This is a genomic window from Pseudomonas rhizozeae (assembly GCF_031583775.1).
GTDB lineage: Bacteria > Pseudomonadota > Gammaproteobacteria > Pseudomonadales > Pseudomonadaceae > Aquipseudomonas.
The window spans coordinates 74,164-95,251 of record NZ_JAVLSB010000076.1 but is presented as its reverse complement, the minus strand read 5'-3'; the positions used below and the strand labels follow the sequence as shown (position 1 = coordinate 95,251).

Below are 21,088 nucleotides of genomic sequence, written 5' to 3'. Positions count from 1 at the left end.
CCGCTCATGAATGAATTACAACTCGATGATTTCAAAACCGACGAAAACGCCGCCATGGTGTTGCTGGTCGATGACCAGGCGATGATCGGCGAGGCGGTGCGTCGCGGGCTGTCGAACGAAGAAAACATCGACTTCCATTTCTGCGCCGATCCGCACCAGGCCATCGCTCAGGCGATCCGCATCAAGCCCACCGTGATTCTGCAGGATCTGGTGATGCCCGGCCTCGACGGTCTGACGCTGGTGCGCGAGTACCGCAACCATCCGGCGACCAAGGACATCCCGATCATCGTCCTGTCGACCAAGGAAGACCCGCTGATCAAAAGCGCGGCGTTTGCCGCCGGCGCCAACGATTACCTGGTCAAGCTGCCGGACAACATCGAACTGGTGGCGCGCATCCGCTATCACTCGCGCTCCTATATGACCCTGCTGCAACGGGACGCGGCTTATCGCGCGCTACGGGTCAGCCAACAGCAACTGCTCGACACCAACCTGGTGCTGCAGCGGCTGATGAACTCCGACGGCCTGACCGGCCTGTCCAACCGCCGGCACTTCGACGAGTACATGGAACTGGAGTGGCGCCGGGCCCTGCGCGACCAGAGTCAATTGTCGCTGCTGATGATCGACGTGGATTACTTCAAATCCTACAACGACAGCTTCGGCCACCTCGAAGGCGACGAAGCCTTGCGCAAAGTCGCCACCGCGATCCGCGATGCCAGCGCCCGACCTTCCGACTTGCCCGCGCGCTACGGTGGCGAAGAGTTCGCTCTGGTACTGCCCAACACATCGCCAGGCGGCGCGCGACTGGTCGCGGAAAAACTGCGCCAGACCGTCGCTGCTCTGAAAATTCCCCACATCGCCCCGGTCGAGGGTTCGAGTCTGACCATTAGCATCGGCCTTTCCACCATGACGCCACAGGCGGGCACCGATTGCCGAGTATTGATCTCCGCAGCCGACAAGGGCTTGTACCTGGCAAAAAATAATGGGCGCAATCAGGTGGGGGTTGAGTGAATCAATGGTTTCATTCACCCCTAAAGCCGCCAGGCGGGCTGCCGTGACAGCTTGATTACGTTATACTCGCCGGCTTTCAAAAGTTCGCCAACGAGTGCTGCCCGCCATGGAAATCAACCCGATCCTTAACAGTATCAAGGACCTGTCCGAGCGCTCCGAAACTATTCGGGGGTATCTTTGACTACGATCAAAAGCATGAGCGTCTGACTGAAGTCAATCGCGAGCTTGAAGATCCGGCTGTCTGGAACAACCCGTCGTACGCCCAGGAACTGGGCCGTGAGCGGTCGCTGCTGGCACAGATCGTCGAGACCCTCGACGAGATGCATTCCGGCCTGGCTGATGCCAAAGACCTGCTGCTGATGTCCGCTGAAGAAGAAGACCAGGCTGCCGTCGATGACGTGGCCGCCGAAGTCGAGCGCCTGCGCGAGTCGCTGGAAAAACTCGAATTCCGTCGCATGTTCAGCGGTGAAATGGACGCCAACAACGCTTACCTGGACATCCAGGCCGGCTCTGGCGGTACCGAAGCCCAGGACTGGGCCAACATCCTGCTGCGCATGTACCTGCGCTGGGCTGACAAACGCGGTTTCGACGCGACCATCATGGAACTGTCCGCCGGTGAAGTCGCCGGGATCAAGGGCGCGACCGTGCACATCAAGGGCGAATACGCCTTTGGCTGGTTGCGTACCGAGATCGGCGTGCACCGCCTGGTGCGCAAGAGCCCGTTCGACTCCGGCAACCGTCGCCACACCTCGTTCTCGGCGGTGTTCGTCTCGCCGGAAATCGATGACAACATCGAAATCGACATCAACCCGTCGGACCTGCGTATCGATACCTACCGTTCCTCCGGGGCCGGTGGTCAGCACGTTAACACCACCGACTCGGCGGTACGGATTACCCACGTACCGACCAACACCGTGGTCAGTTGCCAGAACGAGCGCTCCCAGCACGCCAACAAAGACACCGCGATGAAAATGTTGCGGGCGCGTTTGTACGAGCAGGAAGTGCAGAAGCGCAACGCCGCGTCCCAGGCGCTGGAAGACACCAAGTCGGATATCGGCTGGGGTCACCAGATTCGCTCCTACGTGCTCGATGCGTCGCGGATCAAGGATTTGCGCACTAACATCGAACGCAGCGACTGCGACAAGGTGCTCGACGGCGACATCGACGAATATCTGGTGGCCAGCCTCAAGCAAGGGCTGTAAGCCGTCAGTCAAGACCTTAAGTCCCCCACCCTCGGTGGGGGCAACGAACCTGTGATGGAATTTTTAAAGACATGAGCGACCAAGAACTCGACCCGCAAGCCCTGCAACAGGAAGAAAACTCCCTGATCGCCCTGCGCAAGGAAAAGCTTGCAGCCGAGCGCGCCAAGGGCAATGCCTTCCCCAACGACTTCCGCCGCGACAACTACTGCGAAGACTTGCAGAAACAGTACGCGGACAAGACCAAGGAAGCGCTGGCAGAGGCTGCAATCCCGGTCAAGGTTGCCGGTCGCATCATGCTCAACCGTGGCTCGTTCATGGTGATCCAGGACATGTCTGGGCGGATCCAGGTCTACGTCAACCGTAAGACTTTGTCCGAAGAGACCCTGGCCGCCGTGAAAACCTGGGACCTGGGCGACATCATCGCCGCCGAAGGCACTTTGGCCCGCTCCGGCAAGGGTGATCTGTACGTCGAGATGACCAACGTGCGCCTGCTGACCAAATCCCTGCGTCCGCTGCCGGACAAGCACCATGGTCTGTCGGACACCGAGCAGCGTTATCGCCAGCGCTACGTCGACCTGATCGTCAACGAAGACGTGCGCAAGACCTTCCGCGTGCGTTCGCAAGTGATTGCGCACACCCGCAGCTTCCTGATGAAGCGCGACTTCCTGGAAGTCGAAACGCCGATGCTGCAGACCATCCCCGGTGGCGCCGCGGCCAAGCCGTTCGAAACCCACCACAACGCGCTCGACATGGGCATGTACCTGCGCATTGCGCCGGAGCTGTACCTCAAGCGTCTGGTGGTTGGCGGTTTCGAAAAAGTGTTCGAGATCAACCGCAACTTCCGTAACGAAGGCGTTTCGACCCGGCACAACCCGGAATTCACCATGTTGGAGTTCTACCAGGCGTATGCCGACTACGAAGACAACATGGACCTGACTGAAGAACTGTTCCGCGAGCTGGCTCAACTGGTTCTGGGTAGCACCGACGTGCCTTACGGCGACAAGGTGTTCCACTTTGGCGAACCGTTCGCGCGTTTGTCGGTGTTCGACTCGATCCTCAAGTACAACCCTGAGCTGACTGCCGACGACCTGACCGACATCGACAAGGCCCGCGCCATCGCCAAGAAGGCCGGCGCCAAGGTCCTGGGTTTCGAAGGCCTGGGCAAGCTGCAAGTGATGATTTTCGAAGAGCTGGTCGAGCACAAGCTAGAGCAGCCGCACTTCATCACCCAGTACCCGTTTGAAGTGTCGCCGCTGGCCCGTCGCAATGACGACAACCCGAACGTCACCGACCGTTTCGAGCTGTTCATTGGCGGCCGTGAAATCGCTAACGCTTACTCCGAGTTGAATGACGCGGAAGACCAGGCCGAGCGCTTCATGGCGCAGGTCGCGGACAAGGACGCGGGCGACGACGAAGCCATGCACTACGACGCTGACTTCGTTCGCGCGCTGGAGTACGGCATGCCGCCAACGGCCGGTGAAGGGATCGGCATCGACCGACTGGTGATGTTGCTGACCAACTCTCCGTCGATCCGCGACGTGATCCTGTTCCCGCACATGCGGCCGCAAGCGTAAATGCTCCGATTAAAAAGCCGCCGCTTACAGGCGGCTTTTTATTGCCTGTCTGGTACAAACGTATCAATTGGTTACTTTTGAAATGAGAGGGGATGTCCCGTCGTGAACCGTGCAATGGCTGAAGAAGGTGCAGCGGGTATCGCCACTGCGGTTGCTGAGAGCGTTCAGTACCAGGGTCGCAAGGCCAGCCGTCAGGGCAGCGAGCAGCGTCGACAGGAGATTCTCGACGCGGCCATGCGGATCGTCGTGCGTGACGGCGTGCGTGCCGTGCGCCATCGCGCGGTGGCGGCGGAAGCCGGCGTGCCGCTGTCGGCCACCACTTATTATTTCAAAGACATCGACGACCTGCTGACCGACACCTTCGCCCAGTACGTGGAGCGCAGCGCGGCGTTCATGGGCAAGCTGTGGGCCAGCAACGAGGGGCTGCTGCGGGAAATGGTGGCGTATGGCGATGGCAGCCCAGAGTCCCGCTCGCAACTGGCGGACGATATCGCGCGCTTGACCGCCGACTACGTGCAACGCCAATTGCACAACCGCCGCGAGCACCTGATGGCTGAGCAAGCGTTTCGCCAGGAGGCGCTGCTCAACCCGCGACTGGCGGAGTTGGTGCGCTCGCATCAGCAAATTTTGCTGCACGGCACCGGCCAGTTTTTCCAAGTCTTGGGCTCCCGCGAGCCAGAGCAGGATGCCAAAGTGTTGACGGCGATTATCGGACGGATGGAATATCAGGGCCTGCTCAACGATGCCGAGCCGCTGTCGGACGCTGAAATGCTGGGCATCCTGACCCGCTACATGCATTTGGTGCTGGCGTCGGTGTAGTCACCATTACTTGTGTGGGAGCGAGCCTGCTCGCGAATACGGTTTGACATTCAACATCTATGTTGTCTGACTCAACGCTTTCGCGAGCAGGCTCGCTCCCACATGGGGCCGGTGTGTGTTCATTAGGGAGTGTTGAATGAAAGCCTGGCGTGTCGTCGTGATCGCCTTGTCGTTCCTGCTGCTCAGCGGCTGTCTGGTGACGTTCACCGACCCGCTGCCTGCCAGCGACCCCGCGCCCAAAGGGCTGCTCGGGCAATGGACCAGCACCAATGCCTGGGGCGAGCCGATGAACCTGGAGCTCAAGCGCCTGGGCGACAGCCGCTATCAGGCCGTGAGTTATTTCAAGGCCAGGCCCAAGGCGCGCGAAGTCTTTCCGTTCACCGTCATCCGCCATGGCAGCCGCTGGTACCTCTCGGCCAAGGTGCCGGCGCGGTTTGGCGGGCATTTCATCATCGCCGGCTTTGAACTCACCGATAAACAGGAACTGGTGGTCTACAACCTCGACCTCGAGCAGATCAATCAGGCCGTGGGGCAGAAGCTGCTGGACGGCGAACACCTGCCGACCGACGACGGCGAAGGGGTGCTGATTAAAAACAGCATGGATCAAGTGTTCGCCTACCTCGACGACCCTGCCAATTCCGATGTGTTCGTCGAAGCGGCGCGCTACCAGCGGCCAGTCAAAAAAGCCCAATAAACACCTATGTCACGATTTCCCAAGGAGCTCCGGGTGGACGAATACCAGCAGACGATACGCATGTTGTCCGATCGCATAGTGCTGGCGCAGACGCCAATCCGCGTGCTCGATGCGGTGAAGTGGGACGACAACATCCGCAAGGGCTTTCTCAAGGCCAAAGGCAAGGAAATGCCGGCAGTCGACCGGGATTACTACCTCAACCGACCGCTGTCGTTTGATTCGAGCAAGGTCAAGCTGGAGTTCCAGAACATCGAGCGCGACATCACCCGCCAGCTCGGGCAGTTCAACCCGGTCGGGCAGATCATGCGGCGCATGTGCAAGGAATACCGCATGGTGGTGCGCATGCTCGAAGCGCGCGGCACCGAGGATTTCGGGTTGATTTCCCAGGAGCTGTACGGCGCCGCCTCCGATGCGTTCCACGCCGGTGACCCGACCCTGAGTGACCTGGGCATGATGCTTTCGGACTACCTCAACAACATCGACGGCCGCGGCGACCTCAAGGACGAGCCGAAAATCCTCACCGCCAAGGACGCGGTGCAGATGCTGCAAACACGCCTTAACAAAACCTTTGGCGAGGCCGAGGAAACCATTCGGGTGTTCGAGTCCGATGGCATCGTCGCCGACGCGGCGGCGGGCGCCGACTACATCAAGATCCGCGCCGACGCGATGTTTAACGAACGTGACGTGCGCGCCCTGGAAGTCCACGAAGGTCTGGTGCATGTCGGCACCACGCTCAACGGCTTGAACCAGCCAATCTGCACCTTCCTGTCGAAAGGCCCGCCTTCGTCGACCGTGACCCAGGAAGGCCTGGCGATCCTGATGGAAATCATCACCTTCGCGTCCTACCCGAGTCGCCTGCGCAAACTGACCAACCGTACTCGCGCCATTCATATGGTGGAGGAGGGCGCGGACTTCCTGCAGGTGTTCGAGTTCTTCCGCGAGCAGGGCTTCGAAATGGCCGAAAGCTACGGCAACGCCAGTCGAGTTTTCCGTGGGTCGGTGCCGAACGGTCTGCCGTTCACCAAAGACTTGTCCTACCTCAAGGGCTTCATCATGGTTTACAACTACATTCAGTTGGCCGTGCGTAAAGGCAAGCTTGAGCAAGTGCCGCTGCTCTTTTGCGGCAAAACGACTCTGGAAGACATGCGTACCTTGCGCCAGCTGGTTGACGAAGGCCTGGTGGAGCCGCCGAAATACCTGCCCGACCAGTTCCGTGACATGAACGCGTTATCGGCCTGGATGTGCTTCTCGAACTTCCTCAACCATTTGAGCCTGGACCGGATCGAGGCGGATTACTCGAACATTCTGTAAGCGGGGGAGGTCTCAGTCTGTATTTCAACCTTATTTTGCGAGGCTTCAACGGATGAGAATCCTCGGCATTTTTTGCCTGCTTCTAACCCTCGGCGGTTGCAGTTCGCTGTTGTTCTACCCTGAGCCGGGCCAGATGTTCACCCCGGAAAAGGCCAAGCTCGACTATCGCGTCGTCACCCTCACCACTGCCGATGGCCTGAAGCTGAACGGCTGGTGGCTGCCGGCGAAAAAAGGTGTCGAGGTCAAAGGCACGGTGCTGCATCTGCATGGCAACGGCGGCAATCTGCCGATGCATCTGGGCGGTAGCTGGTGGTTGCCTGAAGAGGGTTATCAGGTCTTGCTGATTGATTATCGCGGCTACGGGTTGTCCGAAGGTAACCCGAGCCTGCCGGCGATTTATCAGGACATCGAGGCCGCGTTCAAATGGCTCGACCAGGCGCCCGAGGTTAAGGGCAAGCCGCTGATCTTGTTGGGCCAGAGCCTCGGCGGTTCGATGGGCGTGCATTACCTGGTGCAACACCCCGAACGCCAGAAGCAACTCAAGGCCTTTGTTCTGGATGGCGTGCCCGCGAGTTACCGCAGCATCGGCCAGTTCGCCTTGAGCAACTCCTGGCTGACCTGGCCGTTGCAGGTGCCGCTGTCGTGGCTGGTGCCGGACGGCGACAGCGCGATCAATTCCATGGCGCAGCTCAACGGTGTGCCGAAACTGATCTACCACAGCATCGACGACCCGATCGTGCCCCTTTCCAACGGCATCCGCTTGTATCAAGCTGCGCCGCCGCCCAGGGTCCTGCAATTGACGCGCGGCGGCCATGTGCAGACCTTCGCCGATCCGGTGTGGCGCAAGGTCATGCTGCGCTACCTCGACGACCCGCAGCATTTCAATGGCCTGCGCCGTTTGGGGGAAATCCCTAACTACCCGGCGCCGCCGAATTCTGAAGACGACACCCCAGAGAGTCCGCAATGACTGAAGAACGCAACGCCATCCCGCTGATCATCACCGGTATCTGCAGTATCCTCGGCACCGTTGGCTGCCTGTGGTACTACGGCTACCTGCACTTCGCCAGGCCCGAAGATGCGTTGCTGCTGAACGACTTCACCATGCTCAAGACCGTGCCAGGCGAGGACTACAAAGTCTCGCTGCAGCCAGCGGCTCAAGTGGCGCAATGCATCGACGGCGTGCTGGTGCTGTTCGACACCGAGCAAAAAGGCCTGACCGGCGTGCTGGTCAACGGCCAGAAAAAAGCCGTGCGCTGCATGGGCCAAGAGACGCCGCAGAAACTCGAGGAATAACCAAGCTCCCTCGCCACAGGGGCTGTCGCCGACTCAATAAAAAAGCCCCGCCTGATCAGATCAGGCGGGGCTTTTGGTTACTGCGTGAAGCTTAGTTAGTGCTGACGGTCGAACGTGGCATGACCGGTTGGTTGTCGTTGGAAATCGTCACTTCCACACGACGGTTTATGGCACGGCCGGATGCGCTGGTGTTCTCGGCGACCGGGTATTCCTTGCCGTAACCTTGGGCCACGATGCGAGCCGGGTCGACACCCATTTTCACCAGGGCAGTGCGCACGGAACCGGCGCGACGCTCGGACAGCGACTGGTTGTGGGCGGCGGTACCGGTGCTGTCGGTGTAGCCCTCGACGATCACTTTGCGATCAGGGTTTTCCGAGAGGAACTGCGCCAGTTTATTGATGTTGACCAGACCGCTGGACTTCAAATCAGCGCGGTCGGTGGCGAACAGCACGTCACCGAAAGTCACGACGGTGCCGCGATCGGTTTGCTTGGCGTTGAGGCTGTCCTGCAGTTGCTTGATCTGCTGGTCACGGGCGTCGAGACGAGCCTGGGCACGTTGCGCGGCGGCGTTTTTCAGATTGGCTTCTGCGGTGCGCAGAGCGATGGTCTGCTTGGCCACTTCCACACGCTGGTTGGTCAGGTAGGCCAGTTGGTCAACCTTGGCCGCGTCCTGCTTGTCCTGATAAGCCTTGTCGGCCTTGTCCAGGTAATCGCTGGCGTCTTTGGTTTCCAGCGCGGCGACTTTGCTGGCCTGCGGATTGGTCTGCAGGGACGAGTAGTTGGTGCGCGCGCTTTCCAGGTTCGGGTTAGGTGGCGTCGAGCATGCAGCCAAGGCAACACTGGCGGCCAACAGGGCAGGGATCATCAATTGTTTACGCATAATGGTTCGTCCTTTCTAATCGATAAGAGCTTCAGCGTTGAGTCGGGATGCGCGCTTACTGCACAGTGCGCTGGCTTTCCTGACGCAGTTCCTGAACACCTTTCTGGGAATCCTTCACAGCCTGTTCGGCTTTAGCGGCCTGAGCCTTGCGTTCAGCAACGCGGGCGTCCCACTCGGCCTGTTCGGCGAGCATGCGGGCCTTGTCGTAGTTTTTGTCGTGCATCGCGATTTCGGCTTGCTTGAGCTTGTCCTGCGCCGACTTCATCTCTACTGCGGCAAACTCGGTACCGCCAGCGCTGACGGCGTTATTCACGGCCGATTCAGTCACTGCGTATTGCTCGGTAGGCGGGTTGCCAGCACAACCGGCGAGGATGAAGCTGGTACCGATCGCCAAGGCAGCCAGTTTCAGACCGCGCAGGTGGTTGAACGAGGGTTTGGCAATGCTTGTCTTCATGGTCTTCAACTCCATTGGGTAACTCCTGAAATACTTCAAAATCCATCCTGGGCGAGGAGCCGCCACCGTCATGTGAAAGCGCGTTTTGAAACGGCCGTTCCAGGCGTGGTTAATGGCTGTGACCCGAGGCGTTTTTCAAAAGTTCAGCGACGATGGCGCATTGCCCGAAAAAATAGTTGACCGTTTGGGCAGGGCTCTGAAACGGGAACTTTTACGGTGCGGAGGGGTATGTGGCGCGCGCGAATACGCGAATTCAAGAGGTAAAAATGAGCCGATGTGTGAGCGAGCCTGCTCGCGAAAGCGATCCCGAATTCAGCCCATAAGGTGAATGTTCAGACCACTTCGCGAGCAGGCTCGCTCCCACCGTGTTCAGAGAAAATTTCAGTGTTTCTGCTTGTCATTGCCCGACGACAAATCATGCAGATGCCGACGGGACAATGCCAGGAAGCGCGGCGTCGGACCGACGTCTTCGTACAGCGGATCTCCTTCTTCATCCGTGGCGACCACGGTCTGGCCCTTGATGTACGGGAAGCTCGCCTCGAGTTCTTCGAGGGCGGCGCCGATCAATTCGCCGAGCAATTCATCGGGGTGACGCTTGGGGTACATCTCAGCGATCGCCGCCAGTCGCGCGGCAGCTTCCACGTCCAGATGGATGGTGTAGCCGGTCTTGGTCAAGCGGCCCTTGGCGTTTTCTTCCCAATGCTGGGCCAGTTCACGGATTTTCATAATGACCTCATGGCACCTGCTCGTGGCAGGGCAGTGTGAGTGTCCGGCCACGCGGGCCGGTGCAGCCGTTGTACGGCTTACCTTACAGACTAGCTGCAAGCCGCAAGGTTTAAAGTCCCTTCGTCGTGCGCTTGTCAGAAGCGGCCCGTGGCGGCACTCTTGGCGATCGAAGCATGGACTGTTGAGCCGCCGGACTGACTGCTGGAGAACTGCTGATGACTGATATCGATGCACGCTTGCGCGAGGACGTTCACCTGTTGGGTGAGCTGTTGGGCAACACCATCCGTGAGCAGTATGGCGAGGGTTTTCTCGACAAGATCGAGCAGATCCGCAAAGGCGCCAAGGCCGACCGACGCGGCTCGATGGACGCCGAACTCAGCGCCAGCCTCAATCAGTTGAGTGAGGACGAATTGCTGCCGGTGGCGCGGGCGTTCAACCAGTTCCTCAACCTGGCCAACATCGCCGAGCAGTATCAGTTGATTCACCGCCGCGAGGAGTCGCAGCCGGCACCGTTCGAAGCGCGGGTGTTGCCGGAGTTGCTGGCGCGGCTGCGGGCTGAAGGCCATAGCGCCGAGTCGCTGGCGCGGCAGTTGGGACGCCTGGAAATCGAGTTGGTATTGACCGCGCACCCGACCGAAGTAGCGCGCCGCACGCTGATCCAGAAGTACGACGCAATCGCCGCGCAATTGGCCGCACAAGACCATCGAGATCTGACCACCGCCGAGCGCGAGCAGATCAAGCAAACCCTGCAACGCTTGATCGCCGAAGCCTGGCACACCGAGGAAATCCGCCGTACCCGGCCGACCCCGGTCGATGAGGCCAAGTGGGGTTTCGCGGTGATCGAGCATTCGCTGTGGCAGGCCATCCCGAACTATTTGCGCAAGGCCGATCAGGCGCTGCACGCGGCCACCGGCCTGCACCTGCCCCTGGAAGCGGCACCGATTCGCTTTGCTTCGTGGATGGGCGGCGACCGTGACGGCAACCCCAATGTCACCGCCGCCGTGACCCGCGAAGTGTTGCTGCTCGCGCGCTGGATGGCGGCGGATTTGTACCTGCGCGACGTTGATCATCTCGCCGCCGAACTGTCCATGCAGCAAGCCAGCGACGCCTTGAAAGCCAAGGCCGGCGACAGCGCCGAGCCGTATCGGGCGGTGCTCAAGCAACTGCGCGAACGCCTGCGGGCGACGCGCAATTGGGCACAAGCCTCACTGAAAGCAACCACCCCGCCGCCGGTTGACGTGCTGCACCACAACCGTGATCTACTCGATCCGCTGGAGCTGTGTTACGAGTCGCTGCACAGCTGCGGCATGGGCGTAATTGCCGACGGACCATTGCTTGATTGCCTGCGTCGGGCGGTGACCTTTGGTTTGTTCCTGGTGCGCCTCGACGTGCGCCAGGACTCATCGCGGCACACCGCCGCGATGACCGAAATCACCGATTACCTTGGGCTCGGTCGCTACGAAGACTGGGACGAGGAAGAACGCATCGCCTTCCTGATGCGCGAGCAAAATAACCGTCGACCGTTGCTGCCGGCGCACTTCAAGCCGTCCGCCGATACCGCTGAAGTGCTCAATACTTGCAAGGAAATCGCCGCTGCGCCGGGGGCGTCTCTTGGTTCCTACGTCATCTCCATGGCCGGCGCCGCTTCCGATGTACTGGCCGTGCAATTGCTGCTCAAAGAGGCTGGCGTGTTGCGGCCGATGCGCGTGGTGCCGCTGTTCGAAACCCTCGCCGACCTGGACAACGCCGGACCGGTGATCGAGCAGTTGTTGCTGCTGCCGGGCTATCGCTCGCGGCTGCAAGGTCCGCAGGAAGTAATGATCGGTTATTCCGACTCGGCCAAAGACGCCGGCACCACCGCTGCCGCGTGGGCGCAGTACCGGGCACAGGAACGGTTGGTCGACATCTGCCGCGAGCAGCAAGTGGAGCTGCTGTTATTCCATGGTCGCGGCGGCACTGTTGGCCGTGGTGGCGGCCCGGCCCACGCGGCGATTCTGTCGCAACCACCGGGTTCGGTGGCGGGGCGTTTCCGCACCACCGAGCAGGGCGAAATGATTAGATTCAAATTCGGTCTGCCGGACATCGCCGAACAGAACCTCAACCTCTACCTGGCGGCGGTGCTCGAAGCGACGCTGCTGCCACCGCCGCCGCCAGAACCGGCGTGGCGCGATTTGATGGACGAATTGGCCGCCGACGGTGTCAGCGCTTACCGCGCGGTGGTGCGGGAGAACCCACAATTCGTTGAGTATTTCCGCCAGTCCACCCCGGAACAGGAATTGGGCCGTTTGCCCCTCGGCAGCCGCCCGGCCAAGCGTCGCGCCGGCGGTATCGAAAGCCTGCGGGCAATCCCGTGGATTTTTGGCTGGACCCAGACGCGCTTGATGCTGCCGGCTTGGCTCGGCTGGGAGGCGGCGTTGAGCAAGGCGCTGGCGCGCGGCGAAGGTGAATTGCTGGGGCAGATGCGCGAGCAGTGGCCGTTCTTCCGCACGCGCATCGACATGCTGGAAATGGTCCTGGCCAAAGCCGATGCCGAGATTGCCCAATCCTACGACGATCGCCTGGTCGAGCAAGATCTGCTGCCGCTGGGCGCACATTTACGCGACCTATTGTCGCAGGCGTGCACGGTGGTGCTGGGCTTGACCGGCCAGTCGCAACTGCTGGCACATAGCCCAGACACCTTGGAATTCATCAGCCTGCGCAACACCTATCTCGACCCACTGCATCTGTTACAGGCCGAGTTGCTCGCGCGTTCGCGGCAGCAGGAAGTGGCTCAGGGCAGCCCGGTGGAGCAGGCATTGCTGGTGTCTGTGGCGGGGATTGCCGCCGGTTTGCGAAATACCGGCTAAGGTTTTCGGCTGGGGCGGGGCACTGGACGTGGGCGTCGGATGTCCGGCGAACAGGGCGCAGGGTTGTCGGCCAAGCGACAGTTAATGACGGGGTTGCGACTTGGGGCACCTCGTCGTGAGGTCGCGAGGGGCGTCGGTTTCTCCGACTTTCGGCGGCTTGTGTGGGCAAGGCCTGCTGTGTATCTTGATCAGCCTTTGGCCGTTTGGGCGGTCACGACCCTATTTTTGAGATTGGCCCCACGAGGCGAATCTGACGTTATCTATATAAAAAATTGAGGAGCACATCGATGCGCGTCATTCTGCTGGGAGCTCCCGGGGCCGGTAAAGGTACTCAGGCTAAGTTCATCACCGAGAAATTCGGCATTCCACAGATCTCCACCGGCGACATGCTGCGTGCCGCGGTCAAGGCCGGCACCGAGCTGGGCCTGGTGGCCAAAAGCATCATGGACAGCGGCGGTCTTGTCTCCGATGACCTGATCATCAACCTGGTCAAGGAACGCATCAGCCAGCCTGATTGCGCCAAGGGTTTCCTGTTCGACGGTTTCCCGCGCACCATTCCCCAGGCTGAAGCCCTGGTTAAAGCCAATGTAGAACTGGACTACGTGGTCGAGATCGACGTTGCCGACGAAGACATCGTGCAGCGCATTGCCGGTCGTCGCGTGCATGAGCCTTCCGGTCGCGTATACCACACCGTCTACAACCCGCCGAAAATAGCCGACAAAGACGACATCACCGGCGAAGCCCTGGTGCAGCGCAAGGACGATACCGAAGAAACCGTGCGCCATCGTCTGTCGGTGTACCACGCTCAGACTGAGCCGCTGGTGAAGTTTTATAAGGAACTGTCGGTCGCTCAAGGCAAGCCGAAATACGGCCATATCGAAGGCGTCGGTTCCGTGGACTCGATCACTCAGAAGGTGTTGGCCGCCCTGAGCTGAAATGTCTGCACCGCTTGATCTTCTACGGCCCGCTTGCGGGCCGTAGTTGTTTATACTGGCGCACCTTTTTTGACCTCTGCTACGGACACACCCATGAGTACCTTGCTGGCCCTGGACACCGCGACTGAAGCTTGCTCCGTTGCCTTGCTGCATGACGGCAAGGTCACGAGCCATTACGAGGTGATCCCGCGCCTGCACGCGCAGAAACTGCTGCCGATGATCCAGCAACTGCTGGCCGACGCGGGCACCAGCCTGCAAGCCGTCGACGCCATTGCCTTCGGCCGTGGCCCGGGCGCGTTTACCGGCGTACGCATCGCCATCGGCGTGGTGCAAGGCCTGGCGTTCGCGCTGGATCGCCCGGTGTTGCCGGTGTCGAACCTGGCGGTGCTGGCCCAGCGCGCTTATCGCGAACACGGCGCCAGCCAGGTGGCGGCGGCCATCGATGCACGAATGGATGAAGTGTATTGGGGCTGCTACCGCGAAACGGCAGGGGAGATGCGCCTGGTTGGCCACGAAGCGGTCTTGCCGCCGGAAGTCGCCGCACTGCCGAGCGATGCCAGCGGCGAATGGTTTGGTGCCGGCACCGGTTGGGGATACGCCGAGCGTATCGGCGTGACACTCGGCGGCCAGGACGCCGGGATGCTACCCCACGCTGAAGATCTGCTGACCTTGGCGCGTTTCGCCTGGGCACGGGGCGAGGCGATTGTCGCGGACGAAGCGCAGCCGGTTTATTTACGCGACAAAGTGGCGACACCGAAGGCGCGGTAAGTCTGAGCACTGCGTCGGTCCAATCGCGAGCAAGCTCGCTCCCACAGGCCCGGGTTAACTCTGGCTTTGCTTTTAGCTAGCTTTCTAGCCTTTGGCTTTTGGCTTTTGTGGTGAGGGGGCTTGCCCCCGTTCGGCTGCGAAGCAGTCGTGCTTTTAAAACAGGGGATCTGGCGCGCAGGTCAACGGCGGCAACCCCCCTTACAACAGGCAATCGCCTAGCCTCCGGATTGGCCCATGACTGGCGAAACCCGCCTTGATCAGCGAGCTGCCAACCCCTCCAATCGTCAGTTTCTTCCCCCGGTTTTAAACCTTTTACCGTTTATGTGTTCTAGTTATCACCAAGCGGTTTGCGAAGTGGGTTAATGGCCACTAAACTGCCATCACTGATACCGAGCATGACATTATGCGTATAGACGGCCTCTCCTCTCAGTCTTACCCACTCAAGCGCAAGGTCCGCAAAGGCCCGGTGGCGGAAGATGACTACGTCGAAATCGACGGTGAGCTGGAGATTCCGTCCGAAGAGCAACTGGCCGCCCGCGCTGCCAAAGCTTCGGCGCAACGCTTGAGCAATCTCCCCGCCCGTCAGCAAGACATGATTTACCACCGCGCCATGAAAAAAAGCGTGGCGATGGCCTTGGCCAGTTACCTGAGCACCGCCGGTTTTGTCGATTGGGACGCTGACGTGTTGGGCCTCGATCTCTACATCTGATGCGCCTGCCTTACTACCTCGGTTGTCCGTCCTGGAGTGAAAACGCCTGGCGCGATTACCTGTATCCGGCAGACGCAAAAACCAGCGATTTCCTCGCCCTCTACTCGCAAGTGTTCAACGCCGTGGAAGGCAACACCACCTTCTATGCGAGCCCGTCCGCTGCCACTGTGCAGCGCTGGGCCGAGGTCATGCCCGAACACTTTCGCTTTACCGCCAAATTCCCCGGTGACATCAGCCATGGCGGCGATCTGCGCGATCACCTGACCGCCGCCGAGACCTTCCTGCAACTGCTCAGCCCATTAGGCGAGCGGGTATCGCCGTTATGGTTGCAGCTGTCGAAAAGCTTCACGCCTCGGCGTCTCGACGAACTGGCCGGGTTTATCGACGCGGTGGACCGCCCACTGGCCATTGAAGTGCGGCACGACGATTTTTTCGCTAAGGGCGACGCCGAACGCCAACTCAATCGGTTACTGCTGGAACGTGGCGTCGAACGCATTTGTCTTGACCCCCGTGCCTTGTTCAGTTGTATCTCCACCGAACCGTCGGTGCTGCACGCGCAATCGAAAAAACCCAAAGTGCCGCCGCGCCCCGCAGCGTTCACGCAGTTCCCGCAAGTGCGCTTCATCGGCCATCCCACGCTGGAAGCCAACGACCCGTTCCTGGTGCCCTGGGTCGAGAAAATCGCCCAATGGATCGAAGAGGGGCGCACGCCCTATATCTTCCTGCACACCGCCGACAACCTGCTCGCGGCGAAACTGGCGCAACGTTTCCACGCACAATTGATGCAACGTCTGCCTGGCCTGTCGGCCCTGCCTGAGCTATACAGAGAACCCGCCTCGGAGCAACTTGGATTGCTCTAAGGCGGGTTTTTTTTGCCTTCAGGAGCCAGCCGATGGATGCGCAAACCCTTCGCGCCCAAGCGTTCAAAGCCTTGCACGAACGCGACGGGGCTTTCGTGATTCCCAATCCGTGGGATGCCGGTTCCGCCAGAATGCTCGCCAGCCTTGGCTTCGAAGCACTCGCCACCACCAGCGCCGGTTTTGCTTTTTCCCAGGCGCGCCCCGACGGCGGACTCAGCCTCGATGACACCCTGAACAACGTTCGCGCGATCGTCGCGGCCACCGAATTGCCGGTGGCGGTCGACCTGGAAAACGGTTTCGCAGACAGTCCCACCGAATGTGCGCAGAGCTTGCTGGCGGCGGCAGCGGCGGGCGCGGTCGGTGGCTCCATCGAAGACGCGACCGGCCACGCCGACGCGCCGATTTACCGCTTCGAAGACGCCGTCGCACGTATCGAAGCGGCGGTTGCTAGCGCGCGCAGTCTGCCGTTCGACTTTGTGCTGACGGCCCGCGCGGAAAATTTCCTGCACGGCAATCCCGACCTGGATGACACCATTCGCCGCTTGCAGGCATTCGCCGAGGCTGGCGCTGACGTGCTGTACGCGCCGGGCTTGCGCAATGCCGAGGACGTATTGGCGGTGGTTCGCGCGGTGGCGCCGAAACCGGTGAATGTATTGATGTCCGGCGGCTTGCAACTGACCGTGGCGCAGTTGCGCGACATGGGCGTCAAGCGCATCAGCGTCGGTTCGGCGCTGGCCTTGGCGGCGTATGGCGAGTTCTTCCGCGCTGCCGAGGAAATCCAGGCGCATGGCACTTTTGGCTTCACGGCTCGGTCGATGCCGTACGCGCGGGCCAATCAGTTCTTCAAGGACTGAGCATGCGGTTTGCGAAAAGCCTGGTGTTGCTGTTGATTCTCGCGGGGGCGGCGCTGGGCTGGTGGCGCGGCTGGATTGCCGTGCCGCCGCAGTGGAATCCCTGGGCACCGCTGGATGTGAAAGCTGCGCCCAACCTGCTGACCCGCTACAAGCTCATGCGCCTACGCAACGATCCGCAGCTCTGCGATCAAGCCCTGAGCAGCGCCGGGCTGCGGGTGGCGCGCCAGGCCGACAGCCCGAACGCGACCTGCCCGCTGAGCAACGCGTTGCGCGTGCAGGGCGGTGACGTGGCGCTCAGCAGCAGTTTCATCGCCAGTTGCCCGCTGGCGGTGGCCTTTGCGCTGTTCGAGCACCACGCCCTTCAACCCGCTGCGCAGGCGGTGTATGGGCAAGCGGTGACGCGGGTCGATCATCTCGGCAGTTTCGCCTGCCGCAACGTCTACGGCCGCGAGAATGCCCGGCGCAGTCAGCATGCCACGGCGGATGCGCTGGACATTGCTGGTTTTCGCCTGGCCGACGGCCGCGCCATCAACGTGCTCAAGGATTGGCCCAAGGCCAATCAGGACGCGCAGTTCTTGCGCCAGGTGCGCGATGGTGCCTGCGAGGCGTTCAGCGTGGTGTTGAGCCCGGATTACAACGCCGCCCATCACAACCACTTTCATCTGGATGTGGGCGCGTGGAAGGTCTGTCGATAAATCGGTGCAAGCTTTAGGCGGCGATCCGCAGGTTCTGCAATACGATCGGGCGAGCCCAGCCGAGATCGAAGTCCATGGCTTTCTGCTGCGCGACGATTTCGTCGGCCGGGAACGGCGGGAAAGGTTTGTCCAGCAGGTCGAGTTCGAATTCGGCGATCGGCAAGTGCAGCGCGCGGGGCTGCGGAGCAGGGCCTGGCAGCGGTGCCGGTTGGCCGGCGGTGAGCACGATCGGGCGGACCCAACCGGCTTCGAAGTCTTGCTGTTTTTGCTGGGCGACGATTTCGTCGGCGGGGAACGGCGGGAAGGGCTTGTCCAGCAGCTCGGTTTCGAACTCGGCGATCGGCAGGAACAGCGGCTCGGGCGGCTTCACTTCGGTGTCGGTGACTTCGCAGGCGCGCTGGGTGACGATCTGCGAGAGCAGCTCATCGCCGCTGGGCGGCTCGATCGGGCTGTCGAGGTCGAGCGGTTTGTATTCGCCCGGCAGCGGCGCAGCATCGCCCAGGTGATCGGCCAGAGCCTGGGCAAAAAAATCCTGCCACAGGTGACTGACGCCGCTCAGCGCTTGGGTGTTCTTCAGGCCAAAGTCGCCGTAAGGCGAGATGTAACCTATCGATGTGCGTTGAATGTCTGACATTTCTCTCGGTCGACGCTCAGCTCTGGCAAAATGCCCGGTAATTTTGTTATCGGCAGGTTTCGCCGATCATTAATATTTTTGAGTGTGTTTTCCATGATTGAGCAACCGGCGGCGCCCCGCATTCACGTTCAGGCCTTGGGCGAAGCCTTTCAGGCCGGCGCCGATCAATGGGCCGAACGCCTGAATCTGCCGTTGCAGGTCGATGACGCGGAGTTCGCCTTGCAGCTCGGCGAGCAGGGTTTGCAACTGCAGCAACTTGGACCGGAGGCGCCGGGCCCGGTGCGAGTCGACTTCGTCGAGGGCGGCGCGGCGCATAGGCGTTTGTACGGCGGTGGCAGCGGCCAGATGATCGCCAAGGCTGTCGGCGTTGCTCAAGGCGTGCGACCACGGGTGCTCGACGCCACGGCAGGGTTGGGCAAGGACGCATTCGTGCTGGCCAGCCTGGGTTGCGAGATGAGCCTGATCGAGCGCCAGCCGTTGATTGGCGCATTGCTGGAAGACGGCCTGGCCCGCGCCGGGGATGACTTCGAAGTGGCGCCAATCGTTGCGCGGATGCGTTTGCTCAAGGGCAATTCGATTGAGGTGATGCGCGATTGGCAAGGGGAGCCGCCGCAGGTGATTTATCTCGACCCGATGTTTCCGCATCGTGAGAAAACCGCGCTGGTGAAGAAGGAAATGCGCCTGTTCCGGCCTCTGGTCGGCGATGACCCGGACGCCCCGGCGCTGCTCGAAGCCGCGCTGGCCCTGGCCAGCCATCGCGTGGTGGTCAAGCGACCGCGCAAGGCGCCGTGCATCGCCGGGCCGAAGCCGAGCCATGCGCTCGATGGCAAGTCCAGCCGCTATGACATTTATCCAAAGAAAGCGCTTAAACCGTAAGACCGCGCCGTATTCTTCGCGAGCAGGCTCGCTCCCACAAATACACCGCTGTCCTGTGGGAGCGAGCCTGCTCGCGAAGCCATCAGCTCAGACCCCGAAAATCCATCAGGTTGACACTGGCCGATAAGCCCGCATAAACAACCCCACCACGTCTCGCACATGTGCCTCGGCGGCGGCGCCTTCCAGTCGCTCGCCGCATCCATAAAGCAAGCGGAAGTTCGCAGCGCCCTTGAGCAGGCAGAAAAAATGCTCGGCTGCATTCAGCGGTTTGTCGATGCTCAGCGCACCGCTCTGGTGGACTTTGGTCAACAGCCGCTCCATGCCCTGCAGCATGCGCTGCGGCCCGGCCTCGAAGAAAATCAGCGAGAGCTTCGGGTCCTGGCTGCCCAAAGTCATCATCAGGCGGTGCAGATTCACTGATTCGTCGCTGTTGATCAGTTGATGAAAGCCTCGGGCAATATTCAGCAACACGTTTTCTACGGCGATGCCGTCGGGCAATTCGAAAAACAACGTTGGCAGTTGCTCTTCGCATTTGGCCACCACGGCGGCGGAGAACAGCGTCTCCTTGTCATTGAAATGGCTATAGACCGTGAGCTTTGAGACCCCGGCGGCAGACGCCACCGCATCCATGCTGGTGCTGGCGTAGCCGTGGGTCAAAAACAGATTTTTCGCCGCTTCAAGAATGGCCTGGCGTTTGGCCAGGTCCTTGGGGCGACCCGGACCGCTGGGAGCTGCAAGATCGTTTGGCATTCGGCGCTTTTAATACTGGACTGGTGAGTTTGCTATTAATAACATACCGGCCAGTATAATTATTCCAAGCACCATTAGCGAAAGGTCCTTTACCATGGTCCGCCTTGCCTTGCCCCTCGCGTTGCCAGTCAGTCTGGCTTTTTTATTGTCGGCGTGCGGTCACGAAGAAGCGGTGCGGGAAACCGTGCGCCCGGCGATGGTGGTGCAGCCAGAGCCCTCGGCGCAGGCGATGGACAGTTACCCCGGCGAAGTCCGCGCGCGCTACGAGCCAGACCTGGCCTTCCGCATTGGTGGCAAAGTCAGTCGACGACTGGTCGATGAAGGGCAGCGGGTCAAGGCTGATCAGCCATTGGCCGAACTTGATCCTCAAGACGTGCGCCTGCAACTGGAAGCCACCCGTGCACAGGTCGCCGCCGCCGAGGCGAACCTGAGCATGGTGCGGGCCGAGCGCGATCGCTACAAAACCCTGATGGAGCGGCAGATGGTCAGCCGTTCCCTTTACGACAACGCGGAAAACCTCTATCGCTCCGGCGAAGCGCGGCTCAAGCAGATCAAGGCCGAATTCAACGTCTCCACCAACCAGGCCAGCTACGCCGTGTTGCGTGCGCCGCAGGACGGCGTGGTCGCCAGGCGCGCGGTGGAAGTCGGGCAAGTGGTCGCCGCCGGGCAAACCGTGTTCACCCTGGCCACCGATGGCGAGCGGGAAGTGTTGATCAGTCTGCCGGAGCAAAGCTTCGGTCGCTTCAAGATCGGCCAGCCGGTTTCGGTGGAATTGTGGAGCCAGCCGGATCAACGATTCGCCGGGCGTATCCGCGAACTGTCACCCGCCGCCGACCCGAAATCCCGCACCTTCGCCGCACGCATCACGTTTACCAGCGGCAAGGTCCCGGCCGAACTGGGCCAAAGCGCCCGGGTGTTTATCCAGGCTGCCGATGTCATCCCGCTCTCAGTCCCGCTCTCGGCACTCACTGCCGAGAACGGCGCCACTTACGTGTGGGTGATCGGCGCCAACAACACCCTGAAAAAAGCCCCGGTGCGTGTCGGACCTTTCGGCGAGAAAACCGTGCCGGTGCTCGAAGGCTTGAATGCCAGTGACTGGGTCGTGGCTGCCGGCGTGCATGTGCTGCACGAAGGCCAGCAAGTGCGCCCGGTGGATCGCTCCAACCGCGTGGTCAATCTGGCGGACAAGGAGTAGTCCCA

Annotated in this window: 22 protein-coding genes; 17 read left to right on the top strand and 5 right to left on the bottom strand. The window is 60.9% G+C overall.

All coding sequences use genetic code 11. The annotated features are described in order from the left end of the window. Window positions 1-6 precede the first annotated feature (6 nt). The 8 genes from RG836_RS26985 to RG836_RS26950 all read left to right on the top strand — a co-directional run bounded on the left by RG836_RS26985 (window position 7) and on the right by RG836_RS26950 (window position 7,901). Window positions 7-1,008 (top strand): PleD family two-component system response regulator, encoded by a 1,002-nt coding sequence (locus RG836_RS26985; protein ID WP_310850890.1) that lies wholly within the window; start codon window positions 7-9, stop codon window positions 1,006-1,008. Between the two features lie 106 nt (window positions 1,009-1,114). Then, window positions 1,115-2,210, top strand: a protein-coding gene (gene prfB, locus RG836_RS26980; RefSeq protein ID WP_102593528.1) for a peptide chain release factor 2 whose coding sequence is annotated in 2 segments (ribosomal slippage) — window positions 1,115-1,186 and window positions 1,188-2,210 — 1,095 coding nt in all. Because the reading frame shifts where the segments join, the coding sequence is not laid out codon by codon here. Between the two features lie 71 nt (window positions 2,211-2,281). Then, window positions 2,282-3,784 carry a lysine--tRNA ligase gene (lysS, locus tag RG836_RS26975; RefSeq protein WP_310850888.1) on the top strand — a complete coding sequence of 501 codons (1,503 nt, stop codon included), beginning with the start codon at window positions 2,282-2,284 and terminating at the stop codon, window positions 3,782-3,784. Window positions 3,785-3,886: 102 nt separating this feature from the next. After that, window positions 3,887-4,603 (top strand): TetR/AcrR family transcriptional regulator, encoded by a 717-nt coding sequence (locus RG836_RS26970; protein ID WP_310850887.1) that lies wholly within the window; start codon window positions 3,887-3,889, stop codon window positions 4,601-4,603. A gap of 136 nt (window positions 4,604-4,739) precedes the next feature. Further along, entirely contained in the window at window positions 4,740-5,297 is a 558-nt protein-coding gene (locus RG836_RS26965) for a hypothetical protein (protein WP_310850886.1), read from the top strand. A gap of 6 nt (window positions 5,298-5,303) precedes the next feature. Continuing rightward, complete coding sequence (locus RG836_RS26960; RefSeq protein ID WP_310850885.1) at window positions 5,304-6,608, top strand: flavohemoglobin expression-modulating QEGLA motif protein; 1,305 nt, start codon at window positions 5,304-5,306, stop codon at window positions 6,606-6,608. A 52-nt stretch (window positions 6,609-6,660) separates the two neighbouring features. After that, entirely contained in the window at window positions 6,661-7,575 is a 915-nt protein-coding gene (locus RG836_RS26955) for an alpha/beta hydrolase (protein WP_310850884.1), read from the top strand. Then, a complete protein-coding gene (locus RG836_RS26950; protein WP_310850883.1) occupies window positions 7,572-7,901 on the top strand; it encodes a hypothetical protein in 330 nt (109 codons plus the stop codon). The genes RG836_RS26955 and RG836_RS26950 overlap by 4 nt, the downstream gene beginning before the upstream one ends. Window positions 7,902-7,992: 91 nt before the next feature. On the opposite strand, the gene RG836_RS26945 is transcribed toward RG836_RS26950, so the two are convergent. The 3 genes from RG836_RS26945 to RG836_RS26935 all read right to left on the bottom strand — a co-directional run bounded on the left by RG836_RS26945 (window position 7,993) and on the right by RG836_RS26935 (window position 9,961). Further along, window positions 7,993-8,781 carry a lipotoxin F family OmpA-related protein LptF gene (locus tag RG836_RS26945; protein WP_310850882.1) on the bottom strand — a complete coding sequence of 263 codons (789 nt, stop codon included), beginning with the start codon at window positions 8,779-8,781 and terminating at the stop codon, window positions 7,993-7,995. A 55-nt stretch (window positions 8,782-8,836) separates the two neighbouring features. Then, complete coding sequence (locus RG836_RS26940) at window positions 8,837-9,250, bottom strand: DUF4398 domain-containing protein (RefSeq protein ID WP_310850881.1); 414 nt, start codon at window positions 9,248-9,250, stop codon at window positions 8,837-8,839. 366 nt (window positions 9,251-9,616) lie between these two features. Continuing rightward, entirely contained in the window at window positions 9,617-9,961 is a 345-nt protein-coding gene (locus RG836_RS26935) for a pilin assembly protein (RefSeq protein ID WP_310850880.1), read from the bottom strand. A gap of 215 nt (window positions 9,962-10,176) precedes the next feature. On the opposite strand from RG836_RS26935, the gene ppc reads away from it, so the two are divergent. The 7 genes from ppc to RG836_RS26900 all read left to right on the top strand — a co-directional run bounded on the left by ppc (window position 10,177) and on the right by RG836_RS26900 (window position 17,628). Further along, entirely contained in the window at window positions 10,177-12,807 is a 2,631-nt protein-coding gene (gene ppc, locus RG836_RS26930) for a phosphoenolpyruvate carboxylase (protein ID WP_310850879.1), read from the top strand. Between the two features lie 287 nt (window positions 12,808-13,094). Continuing rightward, window positions 13,095-13,742 (top strand): adenylate kinase, encoded by a 648-nt coding sequence (adk, locus tag RG836_RS26925; protein ID WP_310850878.1) that lies wholly within the window; start codon window positions 13,095-13,097, stop codon window positions 13,740-13,742. Window positions 13,743-13,835: 93 nt separating this feature from the next. Continuing rightward, window positions 13,836-14,510 (top strand): tRNA (adenosine(37)-N6)-threonylcarbamoyltransferase complex dimerization subunit type 1 TsaB, encoded by a 675-nt coding sequence (tsaB, locus tag RG836_RS26920; RefSeq protein ID WP_310850877.1) that lies wholly within the window; start codon window positions 13,836-13,838, stop codon window positions 14,508-14,510. Between the two features lie 403 nt (window positions 14,511-14,913). Continuing rightward, window positions 14,914-15,219 (top strand): hypothetical protein, encoded by a 306-nt coding sequence (locus tag RG836_RS26915; protein ID WP_310850876.1) that lies wholly within the window; start codon window positions 14,914-14,916, stop codon window positions 15,217-15,219. Continuing rightward, complete coding sequence (locus RG836_RS26910) at window positions 15,219-16,079, top strand: DUF72 domain-containing protein (RefSeq protein ID WP_310850875.1); 861 nt, start codon at window positions 15,219-15,221, stop codon at window positions 16,077-16,079. Before RG836_RS26915 ends, RG836_RS26910 begins: the two co-directional genes overlap by 1 nt. Before the next feature lie 32 nt (window positions 16,080-16,111). Further along, window positions 16,112-16,933, top strand: coding sequence for an isocitrate lyase/PEP mutase family protein (locus RG836_RS26905; protein WP_310850874.1), 822 nt, complete (start codon window positions 16,112-16,114; stop codon window positions 16,931-16,933). Window positions 16,934-16,935: 2 nt separating this feature from the next. Next, window positions 16,936-17,628: an extensin-like domain-containing protein gene (locus RG836_RS26900; protein WP_310850873.1), complete on the top strand. Its 693-nt coding sequence runs from the start codon at window positions 16,936-16,938 to the stop codon at window positions 17,626-17,628. Between the two features lie 13 nt (window positions 17,629-17,641). On the opposite strand, the gene RG836_RS26895 is transcribed toward RG836_RS26900, so the two are convergent. Further along, on the bottom strand, window positions 17,642-18,262 hold the full coding sequence (locus RG836_RS26895) for an energy transducer TonB (RefSeq protein WP_310850871.1): 621 nt from the start codon (window positions 18,260-18,262) through the stop codon (window positions 17,642-17,644). A 96-nt stretch (window positions 18,263-18,358) separates the two neighbouring features. Between RG836_RS26895 and RG836_RS26890 the strand changes: the two genes are divergently transcribed. Further along, window positions 18,359-19,138, top strand: a complete 780-nt coding sequence (locus RG836_RS26890) for a class I SAM-dependent methyltransferase (protein WP_310850956.1) — start codon at window positions 18,359-18,361, stop codon at window positions 19,136-19,138. A 105-nt stretch (window positions 19,139-19,243) separates the two neighbouring features. On the opposite strand, the gene RG836_RS26885 is transcribed toward RG836_RS26890, so the two are convergent. Beyond that, window positions 19,244-19,888 carry a TetR/AcrR family transcriptional regulator gene (locus RG836_RS26885; protein ID WP_310850869.1) on the bottom strand — a complete coding sequence of 215 codons (645 nt, stop codon included), beginning with the start codon at window positions 19,886-19,888 and terminating at the stop codon, window positions 19,244-19,246. 94 nt (window positions 19,889-19,982) lie between these two features. Here RG836_RS26885 and RG836_RS26880 point away from each other — a divergent pair, with 94 nt between their 5' ends. Next, window positions 19,983-21,083, top strand: a complete 1,101-nt coding sequence (locus RG836_RS26880; RefSeq protein ID WP_310850868.1) for an efflux RND transporter periplasmic adaptor subunit — start codon at window positions 19,983-19,985, stop codon at window positions 21,081-21,083. The last annotated feature ends 5 nt before the right edge of the window (window positions 21,084-21,088 follow it).